20 protein-coding genes are annotated in these 19,813 nt (G+C 61.9%); 14 read left to right on the forward strand and 6 right to left on the reverse strand.

What is annotated here, in order from left to right:
* Positions 1–136 precede the first annotated feature (136 nt).
* The 3 genes from FXN63_RS04130 to FXN63_RS04140 are packed head-to-tail and all read left to right on the forward strand — an operon-like array spanning position 137 to position 3,139.
* Entirely contained in the window at positions 137–1,102 is a 966-nt protein-coding gene (locus FXN63_RS04130) for a Bug family tripartite tricarboxylate transporter substrate binding protein (protein ID WP_148813109.1), read from the forward strand.
* A gap of 1 nt (position 1,103) precedes the next feature.
* The gene (locus tag FXN63_RS04135; protein WP_148813111.1) at positions 1,104–2,279 is read left to right on the forward strand and encodes a CaiB/BaiF CoA transferase family protein; all 1,176 of its coding nucleotides are present in this window, start codon (positions 1,104–1,106) and stop codon (positions 2,277–2,279) included.
* Positions 2,276–3,139 carry an HpcH/HpaI aldolase/citrate lyase family protein gene (locus FXN63_RS04140; RefSeq protein WP_148813114.1) on the forward strand — a complete coding sequence of 288 codons (864 nt, stop codon included), beginning with the start codon at positions 2,276–2,278 and terminating at the stop codon, positions 3,137–3,139. Before FXN63_RS04135 ends, FXN63_RS04140 begins: the two co-directional genes overlap by 4 nt.
* Positions 3,140–3,150: 11 nt before the next feature.
* On the opposite strand, the gene FXN63_RS04145 is transcribed toward FXN63_RS04140, so the two are convergent.
* From FXN63_RS04145 to FXN63_RS04155, 3 genes are all read right to left on the reverse strand, one after another.
* The gene (locus tag FXN63_RS04145; RefSeq protein WP_148813116.1) at positions 3,151–3,966 is read right to left on the reverse strand and encodes an IclR family transcriptional regulator; all 816 of its coding nucleotides are present in this window, start codon (positions 3,964–3,966) and stop codon (positions 3,151–3,153) included.
* Between the two features lie 93 nt (positions 3,967–4,059).
* Complete coding sequence (locus FXN63_RS04150; RefSeq protein WP_148813118.1) at positions 4,060–4,914, reverse strand: fumarylacetoacetate hydrolase family protein; 855 nt, start codon at positions 4,912–4,914, stop codon at positions 4,060–4,062.
* Positions 4,915–5,032: 118 nt separating this feature from the next.
* Positions 5,033–5,824 carry an SDR family oxidoreductase gene (locus FXN63_RS04155; RefSeq protein ID WP_148818919.1) on the reverse strand — a complete coding sequence of 264 codons (792 nt, stop codon included), beginning with the start codon at positions 5,822–5,824 and terminating at the stop codon, positions 5,033–5,035.
* 345 nt (positions 5,825–6,169) lie between these two features.
* Between FXN63_RS04155 and gdhA the strand changes: the two genes are divergently transcribed.
* Together gdhA and FXN63_RS04165 are read left to right on the forward strand one after the other, a co-directional pair.
* On the forward strand, positions 6,170–7,513 hold the full coding sequence (gdhA, locus tag FXN63_RS04160) for an NADP-specific glutamate dehydrogenase (protein ID WP_246165026.1): 1,344 nt from the start codon (positions 6,170–6,172) through the stop codon (positions 7,511–7,513).
* Positions 7,514–7,620: 107 nt separating this feature from the next.
* Positions 7,621–8,100: a hypothetical protein gene (locus tag FXN63_RS04165; protein WP_246165027.1), complete on the forward strand. Its 480-nt coding sequence runs from the start codon at positions 7,621–7,623 to the stop codon at positions 8,098–8,100.
* 185 nt (positions 8,101–8,285) lie between these two features.
* Here the strand turns inward: FXN63_RS04165 and ahpF are convergent, their stop codons facing one another.
* Entirely contained in the window at positions 8,286–9,902 is a 1,617-nt protein-coding gene (gene ahpF / locus FXN63_RS04170; RefSeq protein WP_148813119.1) for an alkyl hydroperoxide reductase subunit F, read from the reverse strand.
* A gap of 136 nt (positions 9,903–10,038) precedes the next feature.
* A complete protein-coding gene (ahpC, locus tag FXN63_RS04175) occupies positions 10,039–10,602 on the reverse strand; it encodes an alkyl hydroperoxide reductase subunit C (protein WP_148813121.1) in 564 nt (187 codons plus the stop codon).
* 243 nt (positions 10,603–10,845) lie between these two features.
* On the opposite strand from ahpC, the gene FXN63_RS04180 reads away from it, so the two are divergent.
* The 7 genes from FXN63_RS04180 (at position 10,846) to FXN63_RS04210 (ending at position 16,306) form a co-directional block, all read left to right on the forward strand.
* A complete protein-coding gene (locus tag FXN63_RS04180) occupies positions 10,846–11,613 on the forward strand; it encodes a sulfurtransferase (RefSeq protein ID WP_148813123.1) in 768 nt (255 codons plus the stop codon).
* Between the two features lie 170 nt (positions 11,614–11,783).
* Positions 11,784–12,998 carry a bifunctional 3,4-dihydroxy-2-butanone-4-phosphate synthase/GTP cyclohydrolase II gene (gene ribBA, locus FXN63_RS04185; protein ID WP_148813124.1) on the forward strand — a complete coding sequence of 405 codons (1,215 nt, stop codon included), beginning with the start codon at positions 11,784–11,786 and terminating at the stop codon, positions 12,996–12,998.
* A complete protein-coding gene (ribH, locus tag FXN63_RS04190) occupies positions 12,995–13,492 on the forward strand; it encodes a 6,7-dimethyl-8-ribityllumazine synthase (protein ID WP_148813125.1) in 498 nt (165 codons plus the stop codon). The genes ribBA and ribH overlap by 4 nt, the downstream gene beginning before the upstream one ends.
* A complete protein-coding gene (gene nusB, locus FXN63_RS04195) occupies positions 13,485–13,994 on the forward strand; it encodes a transcription antitermination factor NusB (protein WP_148813126.1) in 510 nt (169 codons plus the stop codon). Before ribH ends, nusB begins: the two co-directional genes overlap by 8 nt.
* Positions 13,995–14,175: 181 nt before the next feature.
* A complete protein-coding gene (gene thiL / locus FXN63_RS04200; RefSeq protein WP_148813127.1) occupies positions 14,176–15,162 on the forward strand; it encodes a thiamine-phosphate kinase in 987 nt (328 codons plus the stop codon).
* 99 nt (positions 15,163–15,261) lie between these two features.
* Positions 15,262–15,795, forward strand: coding sequence for a phosphatidylglycerophosphatase A family protein (locus FXN63_RS04205; protein ID WP_148813129.1), 534 nt, complete (start codon positions 15,262–15,264; stop codon positions 15,793–15,795).
* Between the two features lie 10 nt (positions 15,796–15,805).
* Positions 15,806–16,306, forward strand: a complete 501-nt coding sequence (locus FXN63_RS04210; RefSeq protein ID WP_148813131.1) for a CinA family protein — start codon at positions 15,806–15,808, stop codon at positions 16,304–16,306.
* A 57-nt stretch (positions 16,307–16,363) separates the two neighbouring features.
* Here the strand turns inward: FXN63_RS04210 and FXN63_RS04215 are convergent, their stop codons facing one another.
* On the reverse strand, positions 16,364–16,678 hold the full coding sequence (locus tag FXN63_RS04215; RefSeq protein WP_148813133.1) for a hypothetical protein: 315 nt from the start codon (positions 16,676–16,678) through the stop codon (positions 16,364–16,366).
* Between the two features lie 679 nt (positions 16,679–17,357).
* Between FXN63_RS04215 and FXN63_RS04220 the strand changes: the two genes are divergently transcribed.
* Together FXN63_RS04220 and FXN63_RS04225 are read left to right on the forward strand one after the other, a co-directional pair.
* A complete protein-coding gene (locus tag FXN63_RS04220) occupies positions 17,358–18,149 on the forward strand; it encodes a class II aldolase/adducin family protein (RefSeq protein WP_148813135.1) in 792 nt (263 codons plus the stop codon).
* Positions 18,150–18,225: 76 nt separating this feature from the next.
* On the forward strand, positions 18,226–19,791 hold the full coding sequence (locus FXN63_RS04225; RefSeq protein ID WP_148813137.1) for an ABC transporter substrate-binding protein: 1,566 nt from the start codon (positions 18,226–18,228) through the stop codon (positions 19,789–19,791).
* Positions 19,792–19,813: the final 22 nt, after the last annotated feature.

Genomic DNA, 19,813 nt, shown 5'->3' on the forward strand with positions numbered 1-19,813 from the left:
ATGAACGATGAGCCTTCACTTTAACGAAAGCCTTGCTTCCGAACTTGCCGATGGTGCCGCGGCATGCGCGCAGACAGAATCGCTGCACAGCCATACGACTGCGCGATCCACGCGCAGCATGCTCAGGAGATTCCCCATGCCATCCATCGCTACGCGCATCGTGGCCGCGTCACTTGTTCTTGGCGGCGCTGCCGCGCAGGCAGCCGACTATCCCGACCGTCCGATCACCTTCATCGTGCCGCAGAACGCGGGCGGCTCGAACGACATCGTTGGCCGCATCGTTGCGCAGAAACTGGCCGAGACACTGGGGGGCACGATTGTGGTCGAGAACCGTACGGGGGCAGGCGGCAACATCGGCACCCAGGCAGCAGCGAAGTCGACCAAGGATGGCTATACGCTGCTGATGACGATCAGCAGTTCGCAGGCGATCAATCCGGCGCTGTATCGCGCGCCAGGCTTTGATCCGGTGAAAGACTTCATCCCCGTCGCGCTGGTTGGCACGGTACCCAACGTCCTGGTCGTCAATCCCGATTTTCCGGCACGCAATCTGGCGGATTTCCTGAAGCTGGTGAAGGCCGAGCCTGGTAAGCATCACTATGCGTCGGCCGGCAACGGCACGCTCAATCATCTGCTGGGTGCGATGTTGAACACCACTGCCGGGCTGGACATGCCGCACGTGCCGTACAAAGGCGTCGCTCCCGCCATGATCGATGTCGTGGGCGGACGTGTGCCGATTGCGTTTGCCAGTTTGCCGTCGGTGTTGAGCAACCTGAAGTCAGGCAAGCTGATCGCGCTCGGGGTCAGTTCACCGCAGCGTTCACCGGCCTTGCCTGATGTGCCTGCCATTGCCGAGCAGGTGCCTGGCTACAGCGGCACGCTGTGGGTGGGATTGTTCGCGCCGCGCGGCATCCCTGCCGAGGTGGAAACCAAGCTCAAGCAGAACATGGTCAAGGTGCTGGCTGACGCCGCCACGCGCAAGGCGCTGGAGACGCAAGGTGTCGAGCTGGCGAACGCCACGCCCGAACAATTTGCCACGCTGCTCGACGAGGACATCGCCCGCTGGGCGAAGATCGTCCAGGCGGCTGGCGCAAAGGTGGACTGACATGAATCAAGCTGCTCTGCGTCCGCTTGACGGCATCACCGTGGTGTCGCTGGAACATGCGATTGCTGCGCCGTTCTGCACCCGCCAACTGGCCGATCTGGGCGCGCGTGTCATCAAGGTCGAACGGCCCGAAGGTGACTTCGCGCGACGCTATGACACGCGCGTGGATGGCCTGTCGTCTCACTTCGTGTGGGTCAACCGGTCGAAGGAAAGTCTGGCGCTGGACTTGAAGAGCGAAGCCGCCCGCGAGGTGATGGACCGCTTGCTGGCGAGCGCCGATGTGTTTGTGCAAAACCTGGCACCGGGTGCTGCTGCGCGCCTGGGTCTGTCGGCAAGCGAGCTGCAGGCGCGCTTTCCGCGCCTGATCGTCTGCGACATCTCCGGTTATGGCAACGACGGGCCGTACCGCGACCGCAAGGCCTACGACTTGTTGATCCAGAGCGAGGCAGGGTTTGTGTCGGTCACCGGCACACCTGACGAGGTGGTGAAGGCGGGCGCGTCGGTGGCCGACATTGCGGCGGGCATGTATGCGTACAGCAATATCCTGTCGGCGCTGTTGCTGCGCGCACGCACCGGCAAGGGTTCGCACATCGATGTGTCGATGCTGGAGGCGCTGACCGAATGGATGGGATATCCGCTGTACTACAGCTACGAGGGTGCCGCGCCACCGCCACGCATGGGCGCGTCGCACTCCACGATCTATCCCTATGGTCCGTTCACCGCCAGCGACGGTCGGGTGGTGATGCTGGGCCTGCAGAACGAGCGCGAATGGGCGGCGTTCTGCACGCACGTGATGGACGATGCCGCACTTGCCACCGATGCGCGCTTTTGCACCAATGCGTATCGCAGCGATAACCGTGCGCAACTGGCCGAGCTGATCAACGCGCGGCTGGGTGCGCTGACGGGCGCGCAACTGCGTGAGCGGCTGGACCGAGCACAGATTGCCAATGGCGACGTGAACGACATGCGTGACGTCTGGCAGCATCCGCAGTTGGCAGCACGTGGCCGTTGGGTTGACGTTGATTCACCGGTGGGCCCGCTGCCGGCGCTGAAACCACCTGGTATCAACGACAGTTTCGCCTATCGGATGGGACCGATTCCGGCAGTGGGGGAGCACACTCAGGCGATCTTGCAGGAGCTTGGGCTGGTGCTTGGCGATGATGGGGGGATTGCATGAGTGCGCGTGATAACAGGCTTGATCACAGCCTTGATTGCAGCCATGCTCGCACCCTGCTGTTCGTGCCCGGCAATCGTCCGGAACGCTTCGCCAAGGCCGTGGCCAGCGGTGCCGACGCGGTAGTGCTGGACCTGGAAGATGCCGTGCCAATCGCAGCAAAAGCCGCCGCTCGGGAAGCGGTGCTGGCCGCTTGGGCCAGCTTGCACGCGATAGGTGTGCCGCTGGTGGTGCGCAGCAATGCCTGGGGCAGCGCCGAGTGGGCAGCCGATCTGGCTTGCCTGCGAAATCTTGCTGGCATCGCCGCGCTGATGCTGCCTAAAGCAGAGTCCGCCGACGCGGTGCAGGGCGCACACGAGGCAACGGGTGGGGTGCCCATTCTGCCGTTGATCGAAAGCGCGGCGGGTTACGACGCAGTAAAGGCGATCGCCGCCGCACCCGGTTGTCAGCGCCTGGTCGTCGGGCATATCGATTTCATGGCCGACACCGGCATTGCGTGTGGAAACGATCAGGCAGAACTCGATCCGCTGCGGTTTGCGGTGGCCATGGCCACGCGTCTGGCAGGGTTGGCACCGGCCATCGATGGCGTGACGGTGCAGATTGACGATGAGGCCGTGCTGCGCAGCGATACCTTGCGGGCCAGGCGTTTCGGCTTCAGCGGCAAACTATGCATCCACCCCCGGCAAATAGCGGGTGTGCATGCGGCCTTTGCCCCCTCTGACGAAGACATGGCTTGGGCCAGGCGCGTAATTGCTGCGGATGCTGCATCGTATGGTGGTGCGGTGCAATTGGATGGCCGCATGGTCGACGTGCCCGTGGTGCTGCGCGCACGGCAGCTGCTTGCGCAGCAGGCCAGGGCATGACCGATCGCTGATCAGCCGGTATGCCCCACCAGCCGCGACAATTCTGCGGCTGCTTTGCCCACCATGTCCCGCACGTCTTGTTGGTCCGGTGCCACCTTGCGATCGATGCGCTCGATGAACGGCACGTTGATCGCACCCACCGCATAACCACGGCTGCCCAGTACCGGGAACGCAATGTTCGTCACGCCACGCGTCTGTCGGCTGGGCATGCGTTCGTGGCCGCGTTTGCGGATGTCGGCCAAGGCGGTATTCAGCTGCGCCAGATCGATCTCCAGTTCACCTTCCACCAGGCTGTGTGCCGCGAGCATGCGGGCGCGTTCTTCGTCGTCGCGGAAGGCCAGCAGCACGTGGCCAGAAGACGTGTCGGTCAGGCCCATGACTGCGCCCACTTTCATGCCGAAGGACCAGCGCTCGGGACTGTCCACCTGGGCAATGATGACAACGCGACCACTTTCATAGACCGATAGATGACAGGACTGCAGCGCCTGATTGGCAAGCTCGCGCAGCAGGGGTTGGGCGAGGGTGGTCAGCGACTGGATCGGTGCCTGGCGGTTGCCGAGTTCGAACAGTTTCAGCGTCAGGGTATAGCGGTCGTTCTGATCGACCTGCACGTAGCCCCGGCGTTGCAGGGTCACGGCCATGCGGAAGATTTCGCTGACTGAGCGATCGAGGCGTTGCGCCAGTTCGTTCAGTGTGTAGCCGACGGAAGATTCGGTCAGCACTTCCAGGATATCCAGACCCTTTTCCAATGCGGGCGCGTTGTAGCGCTGCGGCGCGTCTTCGTCGGTCGCCTTCTGGCGTCGTGGGCGATCGCTGGTGTCGGTCATTGGGGTCCGGTTCTGGCCTGAAAAAAACAGGGGCGAGCATAGCAAGGTCGTGCAAGGTGCATCAGGCAATGCCTTGCACGACCCTTAGTCTGCTTACAGATTGCGTGCCCAGGCGCGCGTGACCTGAGTCTGTTCACCCAGTCCGGCGATGCCCAGCGTCATGGTGTCGCCCGCCTTCAGGTAGACCGGCGGCTTCTGGCCCAGACCCACGCCCGGCGGCGTGCCGGTGCTGATGATGTCGCCGGGTTCCAGCGTCATGAATTCGCTGATGTAGCTGACCAGTTCCGCCACGCCGAACACCATGGTGCGGGTGTTGCCGTTCTGGAAGCGCTTGCCGTTCACATCCAGCCACAGGTCGAGTGCCTGCGGGTCGATGATCTCGTCGCGCGTGACCATCCACGGGCCGATGGGCGAGAAGGTATCGCAGCCCTTGCCCTTGTCCCAGGTGCCGCCACGCTCGATCTGGTATTCGCGTTCCGACACGTCGTTGATGACGGTGTAGCCGGCCACGTAGTCCAGTGCGTCAGCCTTTTCGACGTAGGACGCACGCTTGCCGATCACCACGCCAAGCTCGACTTCCCAGTCGGTCTTGACCGAGCCGCGCGGGATCGTCACCGGGTCATTCGGGCCAGTCAGGGACGTAGTGGCTTTCAGGAACAGCACGGGTTCTTTCGGCACATCCAGGCCAGATTCTGCGGCGTGGTCGGCGTAGTTCAGGCCCACGCAGACGATCTTGCCGATACGGGTCACCGGCACACCAAAACGCAGGCCGGCGTCGAGCTTGGGCAGGCTGGCGGTATCGATGGCGGCGATCTTGGCCAGGCTGGCATCCGACAGCGCTGCGCCATCGAAGTCGCTTACGTGAGCAGACAGGTCACGCAGGACGCCGTCGGCATCGATCAGAGCGGGCTTTTCGGCACCAGCGGCACCAACACGTACGAGTTTCATCTGGAATTCCTGTTCAAGAAAACATTGCAGACCGGCATGACGGCCCGCAGGGACTGCGTTGGGTCACCGTGTTGATTTCACCGCCTTGGATCAAGGTCGTGGAATCAACACGCCTGATTCAGTTCGACCAGCCGCCGTCGATGATCTGCACGGTGCCGGTGGTGAAGGCCGATTCGTCGGACGAAAGATAAACCACCAAGGCGGCTACTTCTTCGGCCCGGCCGATGCGGCCGACGGGCTGGCGGGCCACGAAGGCGGCACGCACGGCTTCTTCGCTGCTGTTGGACGCGCGTGCTTGCTCGGCGATGCGACCGCGCAGCGACGGCGATTCGATGGTGCCTGGGGCAATCGCATTGACCCGGATGCCGCGGGTGACGAAGTCTGCTGCCACCGAGCGCGTCAGACCGACCACGGCGGCCTTGGACGCACCATAGGCAAAGCGGTTGGGCACGCCTTTGACGCTGGAGGCCGCCGACGCCATGTTGATGATGGATGCGCCACGACCGCTTGCCAGCATGCCGGGCAGGAAGGCGCGGATGGTGCGGTACATGGCCTTGGCGTTCAGGTCGAAGGCGAAGTCCCAGTCCTTTTCGCTGCATTCCAGGATGTTGCCCGGGTGGACCACGCCTGCGCAGTTGAACAGGCCGTCGAGCGCGCCGTGTTCGGCTTCCAGTTTCTGGGCGAAGGCGGTGACGGCGGCGGTGTCGAGCACGTCCAGACGTGCCGTGTGCAGCGTGATCGCCGGGCTGTGCGCAGCGACTTCTGCAGCGAGTTCCGCCAGGCCGGCATCGTTCACGTCGGTGGCCCAGACTTCGGCACCGTTTTGCGCAAGCATCAACGCGGCAGCGCGGCCGATGCCGTTGGCGGCGGCGGTGACCAGGATGCGCTTGCCTTGCGTGCGTTGACCCATCGGTTGACTCATTGTTGTGTCCTTACGTGCAGGTTGGCGACGGTCCGCCGCGATTGCTTTGATTTTTACATGAGAAAGAGCTTTTTATTGGTGAAATAGGCTGGTGGAATCCCTGGGAATTTCCCGTAGGCCGTGCGCAAGGGCCGGCCCACCAACCCGATCCCTGTGATTCTTAATGAGAATTATTTCACTAAGGGATTACCCGATATCAGCACCATTTTTGTGCATTGCGGATTAATGTGACGGCGCACAAAAATAATTCGCACGTAAATGGTGCGTTTCGTGCGCATGCGGCCGCCTGGGCCGCATGTTTTTCTGCCGCCCGCTTTCTTCGGAGAACCGTCTTTGTCCTACGCCACTGCCTCCCAGTTCATCGCGCATGTCAGCCAGCGCAACGCCGATCAGCCTGAATTCCTGCAGGCGGTCAGTGAGGTGGTCCATAGCCTGTGGCCCTTCCTTGAGGCCAATCCCCGTTACCGCGATCCGGGTCTGCTTGAAACCCTGGTCGAACCCGATCGCGTGATCTCGTTCCGGGTGAACTGGGAAGATGACGAAGGCCGCATCCGCGTGAACCGTGGCTACCGCGTGCAGCACAGCTCGGCCATTGGTCCGTACAAGGGCGGCATGCGTTTCCACCCGTCGGTGAACCTGTCGATTCTGAAATTCCTGGCCTTCGAGCAGACCTTCAAGAATGCGCTGACGACCCTGCCCATGGGCGGCGGCAAGGGCGGCTCAGACTTCGATCCCAAGGGCAAGTCGGACAACGAAGTGCGCCGCTTCTGCCAGGCGCTGATGCTGGAACTGTCGCGCCACCTGGGCCCGGACACCGACGTGCCGGCAGGCGACATCGGCGTGGGCGGGCGTGAAGTCGGCTTCATGGCGGGCACCTACAAACGTCTGCAAAACGATGCTGCGTGCGTGTTTACCGGCAAGGGCCGCACCTTCGGCGGCAGCCTGATCCGCCCGGAATCGACCGGTTATGGCCTGGTCTATTTTGTGGCCCACATGCTCGCGTCCAAGGGCGAATCGCTGGAAGGCAAACGCATTGCGGTGTCTGGCTCGGGCAACGTGGCGCAGTACGCGATTGAAAAGGCGTTGGCCCTGGGCGGTCGTGTGGTCACCGCATCCGATTCCGATGGCACGGTGGTCGATCCCGACGGTTTCGACGCCGACAAGCTGGCCTTGCTGATGGACATTCGCAACGAGCGTCGCGGCCGCGTGTCAGACTACGCACGCGAACGCGGTCTGGAATACCTGCCGGGCGCGCGTCCGTGGCGCGTGCCAGTGGACGTGGCCCTGCCGTGCGCCACGCAGAACGAACTGGACGAGCACGATGCCCGCGAACTGATCGCCCACGGCGTTCGTTGCGTGGCCGAAGGTGCCAACATGCCCACCACCCTGGCCGCCACGGAAGCGCTGATCAACGCCGGCGTGCTGTTCGGACCGGGCAAGGCCAGCAACGCCGGTGGCGTGGCAACCTCGGGCTTCGAGATGTCGCAGAACGCTGCCCGCCTGAGCTGGCGACGCGAGGAAGTGGACGCCCGTCTGCAGGAAGTCATGCGCGATATCCACGCCGCGTGCGAACGCTACGGCAAGCGCCCGGACGGCAGCATCAACTATGTCGACGGTGCCAACATCGCCGGCTTCGTGAAGGTGGCCGATGCGTTGATGGGGCAGGGCTACTGCTGAGCTAGGCCTCGGGGATTCCCCAGGGAAACATCAGCTTTTTGTGCAACCGCAGGCACAGCGCTTGCGGAATTTTCCCGGTATCCATGATGAATATCGAGGAGAAGCACATGAATGTCTTTCCCAATGGAATTCCCAGCCCCACGGCTGTTGATGCAGACCTCGCAGAACAAGCCCGGCCGGGTCATGGCGTGCCTTCACAAGACCCGGACCCGGCTGCGCAGCAGCTGTTGTCGCCGGAAGAGTCAGCACGTGAAGCCAAGTCGGCCTATCTGGGCGGCGGCGTGGCGGTAGGTGCTGCAGCAGGGGCGGCTATTGGCGTGGCGGTGGCCGGGCCGATTGGTGCCGTCGTTGGTGGCACGGTGGGCGCGGTGACGGGCCTGGGTGGCGGTGCGGCGGTCGGAGCAGCAGTCAGTCCTGAAGACACGCGCGACATTGGCGAGATGCCAATTGAGCCGACTGACCGTGATCCGCGTGCGCTGAACCCGACGGCGGTTCACCCGGGTGCGGTGCATCCCACTGCGGAAACGGCGATAGCGGACACCATCATCGATCCGGCCTTGCCGCGTGCAGGGGATACTCGTCCATAAGCAGATGAGTACGGATCGGCCTTGGCAGAAACCTGGGCAAGTTCCTGAGCACCAAAGAAAAAGCCTGCACTGTTGCGAGTGCAGGCTTTGTTTTTTCGTGCGGAGTTCAGCGATCAAGCAAGTTCATCATCTGCAGCTACCAACAGCGCACATCCAGTGTCAGCAACCGCAGTGATGATGCTCGATCAAGGCATCGCAGCCACGTCAGCCGGTTCGTTCACGAACGGTGCTTCCGTGTCTTCGTCTTCCGTCACCGACGAGCGGATCAGGTGGTCAAAGGCACCCAGCGCAGCCTTTGCACCGTCACCGGCAGCAATGATGATCTGCTTGAACGGCACCGTGGTCACGTCACCAGCAGCGAACACGCCCGGCAGCGAGGTCTGACCACGTGCATCGACTTCGATCTCACCGTGCTTGGACAAGGCGATGGTGCCCTTGAGCCACTCGGTATTCGGCACCAGACCGATCTGCACGAACACGCCTTCCAGCTCAACGCTGTGGATCGCACCCGATGCACGGTCTTGATAGACCAGGCCATTGACCTTCTTGCCGTCGCCCGTAATTTCGGTCGTCTGGGCATTGGTGATCACGGTCACGTTCGGCAGGCTGCGCAGCTTCTTCTGCAACACAGCGTCTGCACGCAATTCATGGCCGAATTCGATCAGCGTGACATGAGCCACGATACCGGCCAGGTCGATCGCTGCTTCGACACCAGAGTTACCGCCGCCGACCACGGCCGTGCGCTTGCCCTTGAACAGCGGACCGTCGCAGTGCGGGCAGTAGGCCACGCCATGATTGCGGTACTTCTGTTCGCCGGGCACGTTGATTTCGCGCCAGCGGGCACCGGTGGACAAGACCACGCTGCGGCTGCGCAGGGTTGCGCCGCTGGCCAACTTGATCTCGACCAGGCCCTTGTTCAAAGCCAGCGATTCAGCGCGTTGCAGGTTGATGATATCCACGTCGTAGGCACGCACATGCTGTTCCAGTGCGGCAGCGAATTTCGGGCCTTCGGTTTCTTGCACCGAGATGAAGTTCTCGATGGCCATGGTGTCCAGCACCTGGCCGCCGAAGCGTTCGGCTACCACACCAGTACGAATGCCCTTGCGAGCGGCGTACACGGCGGCGGCTGCGCCAGCCGGGCCACCGCCGACGACCAGCATGTCGAAGGTGGGCAGGTTGTCCAGCTTGGCAGCGGCGCGCTTGACGGCACCGGTGTCCAGCTTGGCCAGGATTTCTTCGACGCTGCTGCGGCCTTGGCCGAAAACTTCGCCGTTCAGATACATGGTCGGCACAGCCTGAATGTGGCGTGCTTCGACTTCGTCCTGGAACAGACCGCCGTCAATCGTCACGACCTTGATGCGCGGGTTGATCACCGACATCACGTTCAAGGCCTGTACGACGTCCGGGCAGTTCTGGCAGGTCAGCGAGACGTAGGCCTCAAAGCTGAAATCGCCATCCAGATTGCGGATCTGCTCGATCACATCGGCATCGAGCTTGAGTGTGTGGCCGCCGACCTGGAGCAATGCCAGGACCAGCGACGTGAATTCGTGTCCGAGCGGAATTGCGGCGAAGCGCACGCCGATGTCCGAACCGGTACGGTTGATACTGAAGGAGGGCTTGCGTTCGTTGTCGTCGCGGCTTTCGATCACCGTGATCTTGCTCGACAGCGTGGCGATTTCCTGCAGCAGCCCGAGCATTTCGCGGGACTTGTCGCCGTCGTCCAGCGACGCGACGATCTCGATCGGCTGCGTGACCTTTTCCAGGTAGCTTTTCAACTGGGTCTTGAGCGAGGCGTCCAACATGAATGGCTCCGGTGCGTGTATTGCGGGGATTCTTTAGAGGGGACAGCGTGGGGTCAGCTTCCAGGCGGCCGTACCGCCTGGAAGTGAGGCAGCCGATTCACGGGTGTTCTGGTGAATCAGGCTGCGCGGGTAACACTTAGATCTTGCCGACCAGGTCCAGCGACGGGGTCAGCGTGGCCGAGCCTTCGTTCCACTTGGCGGGGCAGACTTCGCCCGGGTGCGAGGCGACGTACTGAGCTGCCTTGACCTTGCGCAGCAGTTCGGTTGCGTCACGGCCGATGCCGTTGTCATGGATTTCGTACAGCTTGATCTGGCCTTCGGGGTTGATCACGAAGGTACCGCGCAGGGCCATGCCTTCTTCTTCGATCAGCACTTCGAAGTTGCGCGACAGCACGGTGGTCGGGTCGCCGATCAGCGGATACTTGACCTTGCCGATAGCGTCCGAGGTGTCGTGCCATGCCTTGTGTGCGAAGTGGCTGTCGGTCGACACGCCGTAGACTTCCACGCCCAGCTTCTGGAATTCGGCGTAGTTGTCGGCCAAGTCTTCCAGTTCGGTCGGGCACACGAAGGTGAAATCGGCGGGGTAGAACACCACGACAGACCACTTGCCCTTCAGGTCGTCAGCGGTGACCGGCACGAATTTGCCATTGTGATAAGCGGTGGCCGAGAACGGCTTGACTTGGGTATTGATCAGGGACATTGCTGTTTCCTTGTCTGTTGGCGGTGGCGAAGACCAAATATTAGGGGGATCCCCAATATTTGTGAAATTGATTAATCGAATATTTTCGATTGATAAATACTATCGACCGGGTATGGGTTCGCCCGATCGATGCAGACCATATCGTAGCCACATGACACTAATCAAGTGCGCATCCGCAACCAAATTCCGAACGGCAGGGGGCAGGGCGTTAAAATTCCCTTTTTTGCCGTTCCAGGATCTGCCGTGACCGCCGTTTCGTCCTCCGTTGTCGCTCCCTCAGTCGTCAACATTGCGGCCTATCGCTTCGTCCCGCTGGATGACCTGCCGGCATTGCGTGAAGCGGTGCTGGCGCAGGCCGGCGACTGCGGGCTGCGTGGCACCGTGCTGCTTGCGCCGGAAGGGATCAACCTTTTCTTCGCGGGCTCGCGCGAGGGCATCGATGCTTTCATGACCTGGCTGCGCGCCGATCCGCGTTTCACTGACTTGGAAACCAAGGAAAGCCTGTCGGCCGATATTCCCTTCGGCAAGCTGCTGGTGAAGATCAAGAACGAAATCATCCGCATGAACCATCCGGCGATCCGGCCTGTCGAGGGCCGCGCCCCGGCGGTGGATGCCGCCACGCTGCATCGCTGGTTGCAGACGGGCGTGGATGACAACGGCCGTGAAGTGGCGCTGCTCGACACTCGCAATGCATTCGAAGTCGACTGCGGCACCTTCGATGGTGCGATCGACTGGCGCATCGACCGCTTCACGCAATTCCCCGATGCCGTGCTGGCGCACCGCGAAGAACTGGCGGGCAAGACCATCGTCAGCTTCTGCACCGGGGGCATCCGCTGCGAGAAGGCCGCTATATATATGGCGGAAGCGGGCGTGGAAAACGTCTACCAGCTGGAAGGCGGCATTCTGAAGTACCTGGAAGTCACCGACGGGCGCGGTTACCACGGCACCTGCTTCGTGTTCGACGACCGCCGCAGCGTCGATGCGGACCTGGCACCGGCCGGCGTGGCCTGAAGCCGACGCTTCCGGGCCTTTCCCGACGTTTTTCCAAGGTTTCTTGCACGGATCGCGGCTTATTTCCCCGCCGATCCGCAGGCTTTACCCGCCCACGGCGGGTCGGGCGCTAAAATGCCCGCTTTCCACCGCCACGCCTGACGTCCGGGACAACCGGGCGCCTATCAGCCATGTCTGCTTTGCAAGCCGCGTCAGACGCGTCTCCCGACGCCTCCTCCATTGCTTCCGTCCCCGAGATGATTGCCGAACTGCGTGCAGGTCGCATGGTCATCCTGGTTGACGAAGAAGATCGCGAGAACGAAGGTGACCTGGTCATCGCCGCCGAATTCGCCACGCCTGAAGTCATCAACTTCATGGCGCGCTACGGTCGCGGCCTGATCTGTCTGACCTTGACCGAAGCCCGCTGCAAGCAGCTTGGCCTTCAGCGCATGGTCACCAACAACGGTGCCCGTCACGGCACCAACTTCACGGCCTCGATCGAAGCCGCCGAAGGCATCAGCACCGGCATCTCGGCTGCCGACCGGTCGCACACTGTGCTGACGGCCGTCGCCCGCGAAGCCAAGCCGTCTGATCTGGTGCAGCCCGGCCACATCTTCCCGCTGAGCGCAGCGCCGGGTGGTGTGCTGGCACGCGCCGGTCACACCGAAGCCGGTTGCGATCTGACCGCGCTGGCAGGCCTGACGCCGGCATCGGTCATCTGCGAAGTGCTGAAAGACGACGGCACCATGGCGCGTCTGCCCGACCTGATCGAGTTCGGCAAACAGCACAACATCAAGATCGGTACCATTGCCGACCTGATCCAGTACCGCAGCGAACATGAATCGCTGGTGCAGCGCGTGGCCGAACGTGTGGTCCAGACCTCCAGCGGTCCGTTCCACACCATCGCCTATCGCGACACGCCCAGCGGCGCCGCCCACCTGGCGCTGGTGCACGGCAAGATCGACGCGGCCCGCGAAACCCTGGTGCGCGTGCACGAACCCACGTCCATCCTCGACATTCTGGAAGTCGACAAGAGCCTGCACAGCTGGAGCGTGCCGGCCGCGCTGGACGCCTTGTCGCGTGCCGAAGCGGGCGTGCTCGTGTTGCTGAACTGTCATGGTGACGCCGCACAATTGTTCGAAGAATTCCAGGCATTGGCCGGTTTCGATGCAACGGGCGTCTGCCCGGATGCACAGGCCAACAGCCGCGACCGACTCAACCTGCGCACCTATGGCATTGGTGCGCAGATTCTCAAGGACCTCGGCGTGGGGCAGATGAAGCTCCTGGCACGTCCGCGCAAGATGCCCAGCATGACGGGCTTTGCATTGACCGTGACCGGCTATGACGCCGGTGGCGATGCTGCGTCTTCCCCCGCCTCTTCCTCATTGGATACCCCCAGCAAATGAATCCCTACACCCTGACTCCCGACCTCGACGGCGAAGGCCTGCACATCTGCATCGTGCGCGCGCGTTTCAATGAAGAAATCGGCGTGGCCGAACTCGAATCCTGCCTGACCGAACTGGGTGCACTCGGCGTCGACGAACGCGACATCATGGTCATCACCGTGCCTGGCGCGCTGGAAATGGGCATCACCCTGCAACGTCTGGCCGAAACCGGCGAGTTCGATGCACTGATCGCACTGGGCGCAGTCGTGCGCGGCGAAACCTACCACTTCGAAGTGGTCAGCAACGAAAGCGCATCTGCCATCACCCGTGTGGCCATGGAAACCGGTATTCCGATCGCCAACGGCATTCTGACCGTCGACACCGACGAACAAGCCATGGCACGCACGGCAGACAAGGGCCGTGATTGCGCCCGTGCTGCGGTCGAGCTGGCCAATCTGTTGTCCGCACTCGAACCCGAGTCCGACGAAGACGACGAGGAAGAAGAGGATGAGTGATACCAACAACCCGGGTACCACCCCGGCCAGCGTCCCGGCCTCGGGCGGTGCGCGCCAGAACGCGCGCAGTGCGCGTCGGCGTGCGCGTGAAGTTGCGCTGCAAGGCCTGTACGAATGGCTGGTCAAAGGCGGCAACGGCCTGGAAGACCTGGGCGACGTCGATGCACATATGCGCGATGCCGACGGTTTCTCGGAAGCCGACTTCGAGCACTACAACTCGCTCCTGAGCGGCTCGGTGCGTGATGCCGCCGCCCTGCGTGAACGTTTCGCACCGTTTGTCGATCGTCCGATCGCCGAACTGTCGCCGGTCGAACACGGCATCTTGCTGCTGGCTACCTACGAACTGCTGCACCACGTCGACATTCCCTACAAGGTGGTGATCAACGAGGCAGTGGAACTGGCCAAGTCCTTTGGCGGTACCGACGGCTTCAAGTTCGTCAACGGCGTGCTCGACAAGCTGGCGATCGATGTGCGCGGTGCCGAGGTTCAGGCCCGTCGCTGATCGCGACAGGCTGACCGCTATTCAATTGAATCCGTTCAATTGATCTTCGCCAGAATGATCTTCGCCAAGATCCCTTGCGACGGATCGATCTTCACCAGATCGATCGTCGCCAGGCTGGCGTGCGTTGAGTCAAGCTGCGTTGGGTCAAGCTGTATTCAGCCAAGCCTCGCCAGGTCGCCTCATGGCCGATAGCGAGTTCGCGCTGATCCGTCGCTATTTCGCCCGCCCGGCCCCCGATGGGGTGCTGGGCGTGGGTGACGACTGCGCCTTGCTGCCACCTACTGCCGGCCACCTGGCAATCAGCACCGACCTGCTGATCGAGGGCATTCATTTCTTCCCCGATGTCGACCCGGTGGCCTTGGGCCACAAGGCGCTCGCCGTCAATCTGTCCGACCTTGCCGCCATGGGGGCCACGCCCCGTGCCTTTGTGCTCGCCTTGGCGCTGCCGAAGGTCGATCACGTCTGGCTGGAAGGTTTTTCGCGTGGCCTGCTGGCCTTGGCCGATGCGCACGGCTGCGCGCTGATCGGCGGTGATACCACCCGCAATCCGCAAGGCATTGCCATCGACGTCACCATCTTCGGTGAGGTGCCCGCGCAGCTTGCCTTGCGTCGCGATGGCGCAAAGGTGGGCGACGACATCTGGGTATCGGGCACGCTGGGCGATGCCGATGTGGCGCTGCGCCTGCTGCTCGCCGATGGTTCCGTATCAGATCCGAATGGCAGCGTGCTGGCCGCGACCCGCACCGCCCTGGAATGGCCGCAGCCGCAGGTAGCGCTGGGCCTGGCCTTGCGTGGTGTTGCCAGCGCCGCCCTGGATATCTCGGACGGCTTGGCACAAGACCTGGGCCATATATTGCGTGCAAGCGGTGTGGGTGCCGAGCTTCGGGTGGCCGATCTGCCCCTGTCACCGACGCTGGCTGCGTTGCCCTCAGCACTGGCCCGCCGCAGCGCGCTGACCGGTGGGGATGTCTACCAGCTGTGCTTCTGCGCCCCCGCGTCGGCTCGTGGCGAGCTGGCGGCGATTGCGCAGCGGCTTGCGTTGCCGCTTACGCGCGTCGGGCAGATCGTGGCGGGCAGCGGTCTGCGGGTGATGGACGAGCATGGCCAGGTATTGCCGCCCGTGGCGGGCGGATTCGATCATTTCGGCAGCGGGCAGGGCGGCGACTGAGCTGACCGTGAACGTCGGCCCGGTGCACGTGGCAGCGCGTGCTTGCCGCTGTCATGTTGCCCTCGTGTTGTTGTCCATCTTCATTTTTCGATTCGCCTCATGAGCCAATTTCCCAATCCCTTTCCTGACAAGCAGGCGTCCACCGATGCGGTCAAGCCGACATGGGCATGGACCCGCCAGAAAGCGTCGCGCCTGATCGCGTTCGGCTTCGGCAGCGGACTGATTCGGCCCGCTCCCGGCACCTGGGGCACCTTGGCCGCGTGGTTCATATGGAACCTGCTGGTGCCAAATGGCCTGTCGCCCTGGACGGTTGGCATCGGCCTGGTGCTGGCCTTCCTGCTGGGCATCTGGGCCTGTGAGCGGGCGGGTGCCGATCTGGGCGTGCCAGATCACGGTGGCATGGTGTGGGATGAGATGGTGGCGTTCTGGCTGGTGCTGTGGCTGATCCCGGATTCACTCATGGCACAGGCATTCGGTTTCCTGCTGTTCCGCATCTTCGACATTGCCAAGCCCGCACCCATTCGCCATTTCGACCGCCACTTGAAAGGTGGCCTGGGTGTCATGTGGGACGACATTCTGGCTGCGGGCTACGTCTTGCTGATCTTTGCTGCCTACACCTACATCTTCGACTGAGGAATCGTTCATGAACCCCGAAATGCTTGCGCTTGCACAGTCGCTGGGTGCCGACCTGCTGGCTCGGCGCGCTACGCTTGCCACCGCAGAGTCTTGCACCGGGGGCCTGGCGGCGGCGGCAATGACCGCCATTGCCGGCTCAAGCCAGTGGTTCGACCGTGGGTTCGTGACCTACACCAATCAGGCCAAGATAGACGACCTGGGCGTAGACGAAGCAACGCTTGTGCAATATGGCGCGGTCAGTGAGCCGACGGCACGCGAAATGGCGCTGGGGGCCTTGCTTGCCAGCGGGGCCACGCACGCGTTGGCCACGACCGGTATTGCCGGGCCTGGTGGTGCAACTTCTGGCAAACCGGTGGGCATGGTCTGCTTCGGCTGGGCCTGGCGCGAGGCAGACGCCGCGCACGTGCGCAGTGCCACGCATTATTTCGATGGCGATCGGACGACGATTCGAGATGCTGCGGTGTGCGCAGCGCTGCGCGGTGTGTTTGACGACAAGCCGGAAGAATAAGGTGCCGGGCTGAACCGCAGCTAATATGATTTGGCGCGACTTGGTAAAGGCATCTCGTCAGGCAGAAAATGCATCCAGAAAACTGACAGACTGGATGATCGACCAGATACTGAAAATGATCAGGCTGAGCGTGACGGTGACAATGGCTGCGTAGTAGGCAAGCTTGGCCTTCCACTGCGCTGTCGCGCCAAACTGGAAATTTTCTGCTTCTTCATTTGGCAGGCCTTGTTGGCGATCGCTGTCGGCCTGACCGTATTGGCGCGCTTTCCGATGCCCTTTCCGGAGTGATTTCAACAGTACCGACCGGCTATCGACAAACCATCCTGCACATAAAAGACATAGCAGGATCGTTGTATAGATTAAAAAATCCATAGATATAAATCCGTAGATAAAAATCTGAAATCGAATGCCGAAAAGGTCAGGGCACGATAGTAAAAGCGCTCAATACAAAGAGTTACGTATTATGGTGCGTCGCGAAAGCCAATGTCAGAAAATGTCAGAACGGGCTGGTTTAAAGCGATAAGCACATTAAAAAGAAGCCGGGTTTACGCGTGCAATGCGCGTATGACACGATTTGTGTCCGTAAATATTTGGCCAATAATTAGTTCGGAAATAGCGCGCATTTCTGCTTAGCGCTATTCAAACTTTCAGGCCTTGCATCGATCAGCAAGGGCCTGCTCCTACCCAGGCACCGTTCATGGTGCAGAACCCGGCCGGTTCACCAGAACAGTGCGAGTGCCCAGGTTGCGATGGTCGATCTCGGGGCGCTGGTGCCTATGGATATCCCTCGACCATGGAATAGTCTGGCTTTTGCGAGCATCCGCACGAAAACAGCATTAGCCGTTATTTTGCTGGTAAAGCGTGCGTGTTGGCATCTTTTAATGGATTTTCCTTGATCCTGCGCAAATCCTGGCTCGGGTTTTTCCTCTTGCTTGCGTGAAATGGCCCGGGTATTGCTATTAGCTCATGACTACTGTCGACAGAAGACAGCCCCGTCATCGGCCACCAGTGATGCGCGTGCAGCGCCCTGGTTTTGAGCAAAGGGAGCAACATGAACGTGCAATCGTTAAGCAGCCGCAAGGCTCCAATGTCGGACGCGGAAGCGCAGGTCCGTCGCGATTTGGCAGCCGCCTATCGGCTGGTGGCGTCTTACGGGATGGATGACAGCATCTATACACACATCTCGGCGCGTGTTCCCGGGACGGAAGACCAGTTCCTGATCAATCCCTTTGGCATGCTGTTTCGCGACATCACGGCATCTTCGCTGGTGAAGATCGATCTGGAAGGCCGGATCATCGAGCCCTCGCCCTACGACGTGAACCCTGCGGGTTTCACGATCCATAGCGCCATTCATTCCACCCGTCACGACGCGGTGTGCGTGGCCCACACCCACACGTTGGCCGGGGTGGCGGTGTCGTCGCTGGAAGAAGGTCTGCAGCCCTGCAACCAGTGGGCGCTGCAATTCCACAACCGCGTGGTCTATCACGAGTTCGAAGGCATTGCGCTGGATCACAGCGAGCGCGAGCGCCTGATCGCTGATCTGGGCCCAACCTCCCGCGCCATGATCCTGCGCAACCACGGCCTGCTGACCGTGGGCCGCACCGTAGCCGAAGCCTTCCTGCTGATGCTGAACCTGAATCGTGCCTGCGAAGTGCAGATTGCCATTCAGAGCACCGGCAAGAAAATCCACATGGTGCCGGACGCCGTGTGTGAGTTGACCGCACAGCAGTACGAAGGCGGTGACTCCAATCGCCTGCCTGGCAGCGCTGACCCCGATGCGCGTGAATGGGCCGCCATGTTGCGCCGTCTCGGCCCGCCGGACGCCACCACCTACCTCGATTGATGGGCCCGGCGGCCTCTGCGCCGCCGGCATGCAGTCCTCCTTCCAACCGATCCCCCACGACCCGGAGACTCTTTCCATGAAACGCCGCAATTTCATTCAGTTGAGCGCCGCAGCAGCCGGCATTTCCATCGCAGGCGTGCCCATGCACCTGCTGGCTGCGGGGAAGAAGGGGGGCGACCTGAACGTCATCGTTCAGCCGGAACCGCCCGGTCTGATGCTGGGCATCGTGCAGAACGGACCTGCCCAACTGGTGTCCGGCAACATCTACGAAGGGCTGCTGCGCTACGACGAGAAGCTCAACCCGTCGCCGCTGCTGGCCGAGTCCTGGACCAAGAGCGACGATTCGCTCACCTACACCTTCAAGCTCAAGCCCAACGTCACCTGGCACGATGGCAAGCCCTTCACCTCGGCTGACGTGGTGTTCTCGGCCGATGTCTTCCTGCGCAAGACCCACGCCCGCCTGCGCGCCAGTCTGGCCGCCATCGAAAGCATTACCGCGCCCGACGCATCCACCGTGGTGTTCAAGCTCAAGCATCCGTTCGGTCCCTTCATGGGCCTGTTCGAAACCGGCACCATGCCGATGGTGCCCAAGCACATCTACGAAAATACCGACTTCCTGACCAACCCGGCCAACAACACGCCGATCGGCACCGGTCCGCTGAAGTTCAAGCAATGGGTCAAGGGTTCGTACATCCAGCTGGAAGCCAACAAGGCCTATCACCAGCCCGATGTACCAATGGTCGACAACGTGTACTTCCACGTGATCCCGGATGCCGCTGCGCGTGCTGCGGCGTTCGAGTCGGGCAAGGTCGATGTGGTGCCCGGTGGCGCAGTCGAATTCTTCGATGTCGAACGTCTGGGCAAGCTGCCGGGCGTATCGATCTCGACCAAGGGCTGGGAGTTCTTTGCGCCGCAGTCCTGGCTGTGGCTGAACAACCGCAAGAAGCCGATGGACGATGTGAAATTCCGTCAGGCCGTGATGTATGCAATCGACCGCGAAGCCATGGCGCGCGTGGCCTGGTTCGGTTCGGCCAAAGTGGCCACCGGCCCCTTCAACAGCAACATCAAATTCTTCAGCGACAAGGTGAAGAAGTATCCGCGTGACATTGCCAAGGCCAAGGCCCTGCTGGCGGAATCCGGCTACAAGAAAGAACCGCTGCGTCTGCTGGCCTTGCCTTACGGCGAGACCTGGCAGCGTCAGGCCGAAATGGTGCGCCAGAATCTGAGCCAGGTCGGCATCAACGTGCAGATGGTCCCGACGGATGTTGCCGGTTGGAACCAGCGCCTGAACGAGTGGGACTACGACATGGCCTTCACCTACGTGTATCAGTACGGTGATCCGGCTCTGGGCGTGTCGCGCAACTACACCAGCGACAACATTGCCAAGGGCTCGCCGTTCAACAACGTCGAGGGCTACAGCAACCCCAAGGTCGATGCCCTGTTTGCCGCCGGCGTGAAGGAACCGGACCCGGTCAAACGCGGCCAGATCTACCTGGAAGTACAGCAGATCTTGCTGGAAGAAGTGCCGGTCGCCTGGCTGCATGAAATCAACTTCCCGACCCTGTATCGCACCAAGGTCAACAACCTGATCAGTTCCGGCATTGGCTTGAACGACAGCCTGGGGCGTGCATGGATCGCCTGACCTCGACGGGCCGGAGACACGC

Origin of the sequence: Pigmentiphaga aceris, assembly GCF_008119665.1 — a bacterium.
GTDB classification, from domain to species: domain Bacteria; phylum Pseudomonadota; class Gammaproteobacteria; order Burkholderiales; family Burkholderiaceae_B; genus Pigmentiphaga; species Pigmentiphaga aceris.

Excerpts from the sequence above, each read along its gene's own strand:
- FXN63_RS04130 (WP_148813109.1), top strand. The coding sequence starts at position 137 with ATGCCATCCATCGCTACGCGCATCGTGGCCGCGTCACTTGTTCTTGGC.
- FXN63_RS04135 (WP_148813111.1), top strand. The coding sequence starts at position 1,104 with ATGAATCAAGCTGCTCTGCGTCCGCTTGACGGCATCACCGTGGTGTCG.
- FXN63_RS04140 (WP_148813114.1), top strand. The coding sequence starts at position 2,276 with ATGAGTGCGCGTGATAACAGGCTTGATCACAGCCTTGATTGCAGCCAT.
- FXN63_RS04145 (WP_148813116.1), bottom strand. The coding sequence starts at position 3,966 with ATGACCGACACCAGCGATCGCCCACGACGCCAGAAGGCGACCGACGAA.
- FXN63_RS04150 (WP_148813118.1), bottom strand. The coding sequence starts at position 4,914 with ATGAAACTCGTACGTGTTGGTGCCGCTGGTGCCGAAAAGCCCGCTCTG.
- FXN63_RS04155 (WP_148818919.1), bottom strand. The coding sequence starts at position 5,824 with ATGGGTCAACGCACGCAAGGCAAGCGCATCCTGGTCACCGCCGCCGCC.
- FXN63_RS04165 (WP_246165027.1), top strand. The coding sequence starts at position 7,621 with ATGAATGTCTTTCCCAATGGAATTCCCAGCCCCACGGCTGTTGATGCA.
- ahpF (WP_148813119.1), bottom strand. The coding sequence starts at position 9,902 with ATGTTGGACGCCTCGCTCAAGACCCAGTTGAAAAGCTACCTGGAAAAG.
- ahpC (WP_148813121.1), bottom strand. The coding sequence starts at position 10,602 with ATGTCCCTGATCAATACCCAAGTCAAGCCGTTCTCGGCCACCGCTTAT.
- ribBA (WP_148813124.1), top strand. The coding sequence starts at position 11,784 with ATGTCTGCTTTGCAAGCCGCGTCAGACGCGTCTCCCGACGCCTCCTCC.
- ribH (WP_148813125.1), top strand. The coding sequence starts at position 12,995 with ATGAATCCCTACACCCTGACTCCCGACCTCGACGGCGAAGGCCTGCAC.
- nusB (WP_148813126.1), top strand. The coding sequence starts at position 13,485 with ATGAGTGATACCAACAACCCGGGTACCACCCCGGCCAGCGTCCCGGCC.
- thiL (WP_148813127.1), top strand. The coding sequence starts at position 14,176 with ATGGCCGATAGCGAGTTCGCGCTGATCCGTCGCTATTTCGCCCGCCCG.
- FXN63_RS04205 (WP_148813129.1), top strand. The coding sequence starts at position 15,262 with ATGAGCCAATTTCCCAATCCCTTTCCTGACAAGCAGGCGTCCACCGAT.
- FXN63_RS04210 (WP_148813131.1), top strand. The coding sequence starts at position 15,806 with ATGAACCCCGAAATGCTTGCGCTTGCACAGTCGCTGGGTGCCGACCTG.
- FXN63_RS04215 (WP_148813133.1), bottom strand. The coding sequence starts at position 16,678 with ATGGATTTTTTAATCTATACAACGATCCTGCTATGTCTTTTATGTGCA.
- FXN63_RS04220 (WP_148813135.1), top strand. The coding sequence starts at position 17,358 with ATGAACGTGCAATCGTTAAGCAGCCGCAAGGCTCCAATGTCGGACGCG.
- FXN63_RS04225 (WP_148813137.1), top strand. The coding sequence starts at position 18,226 with ATGAAACGCCGCAATTTCATTCAGTTGAGCGCCGCAGCAGCCGGCATT.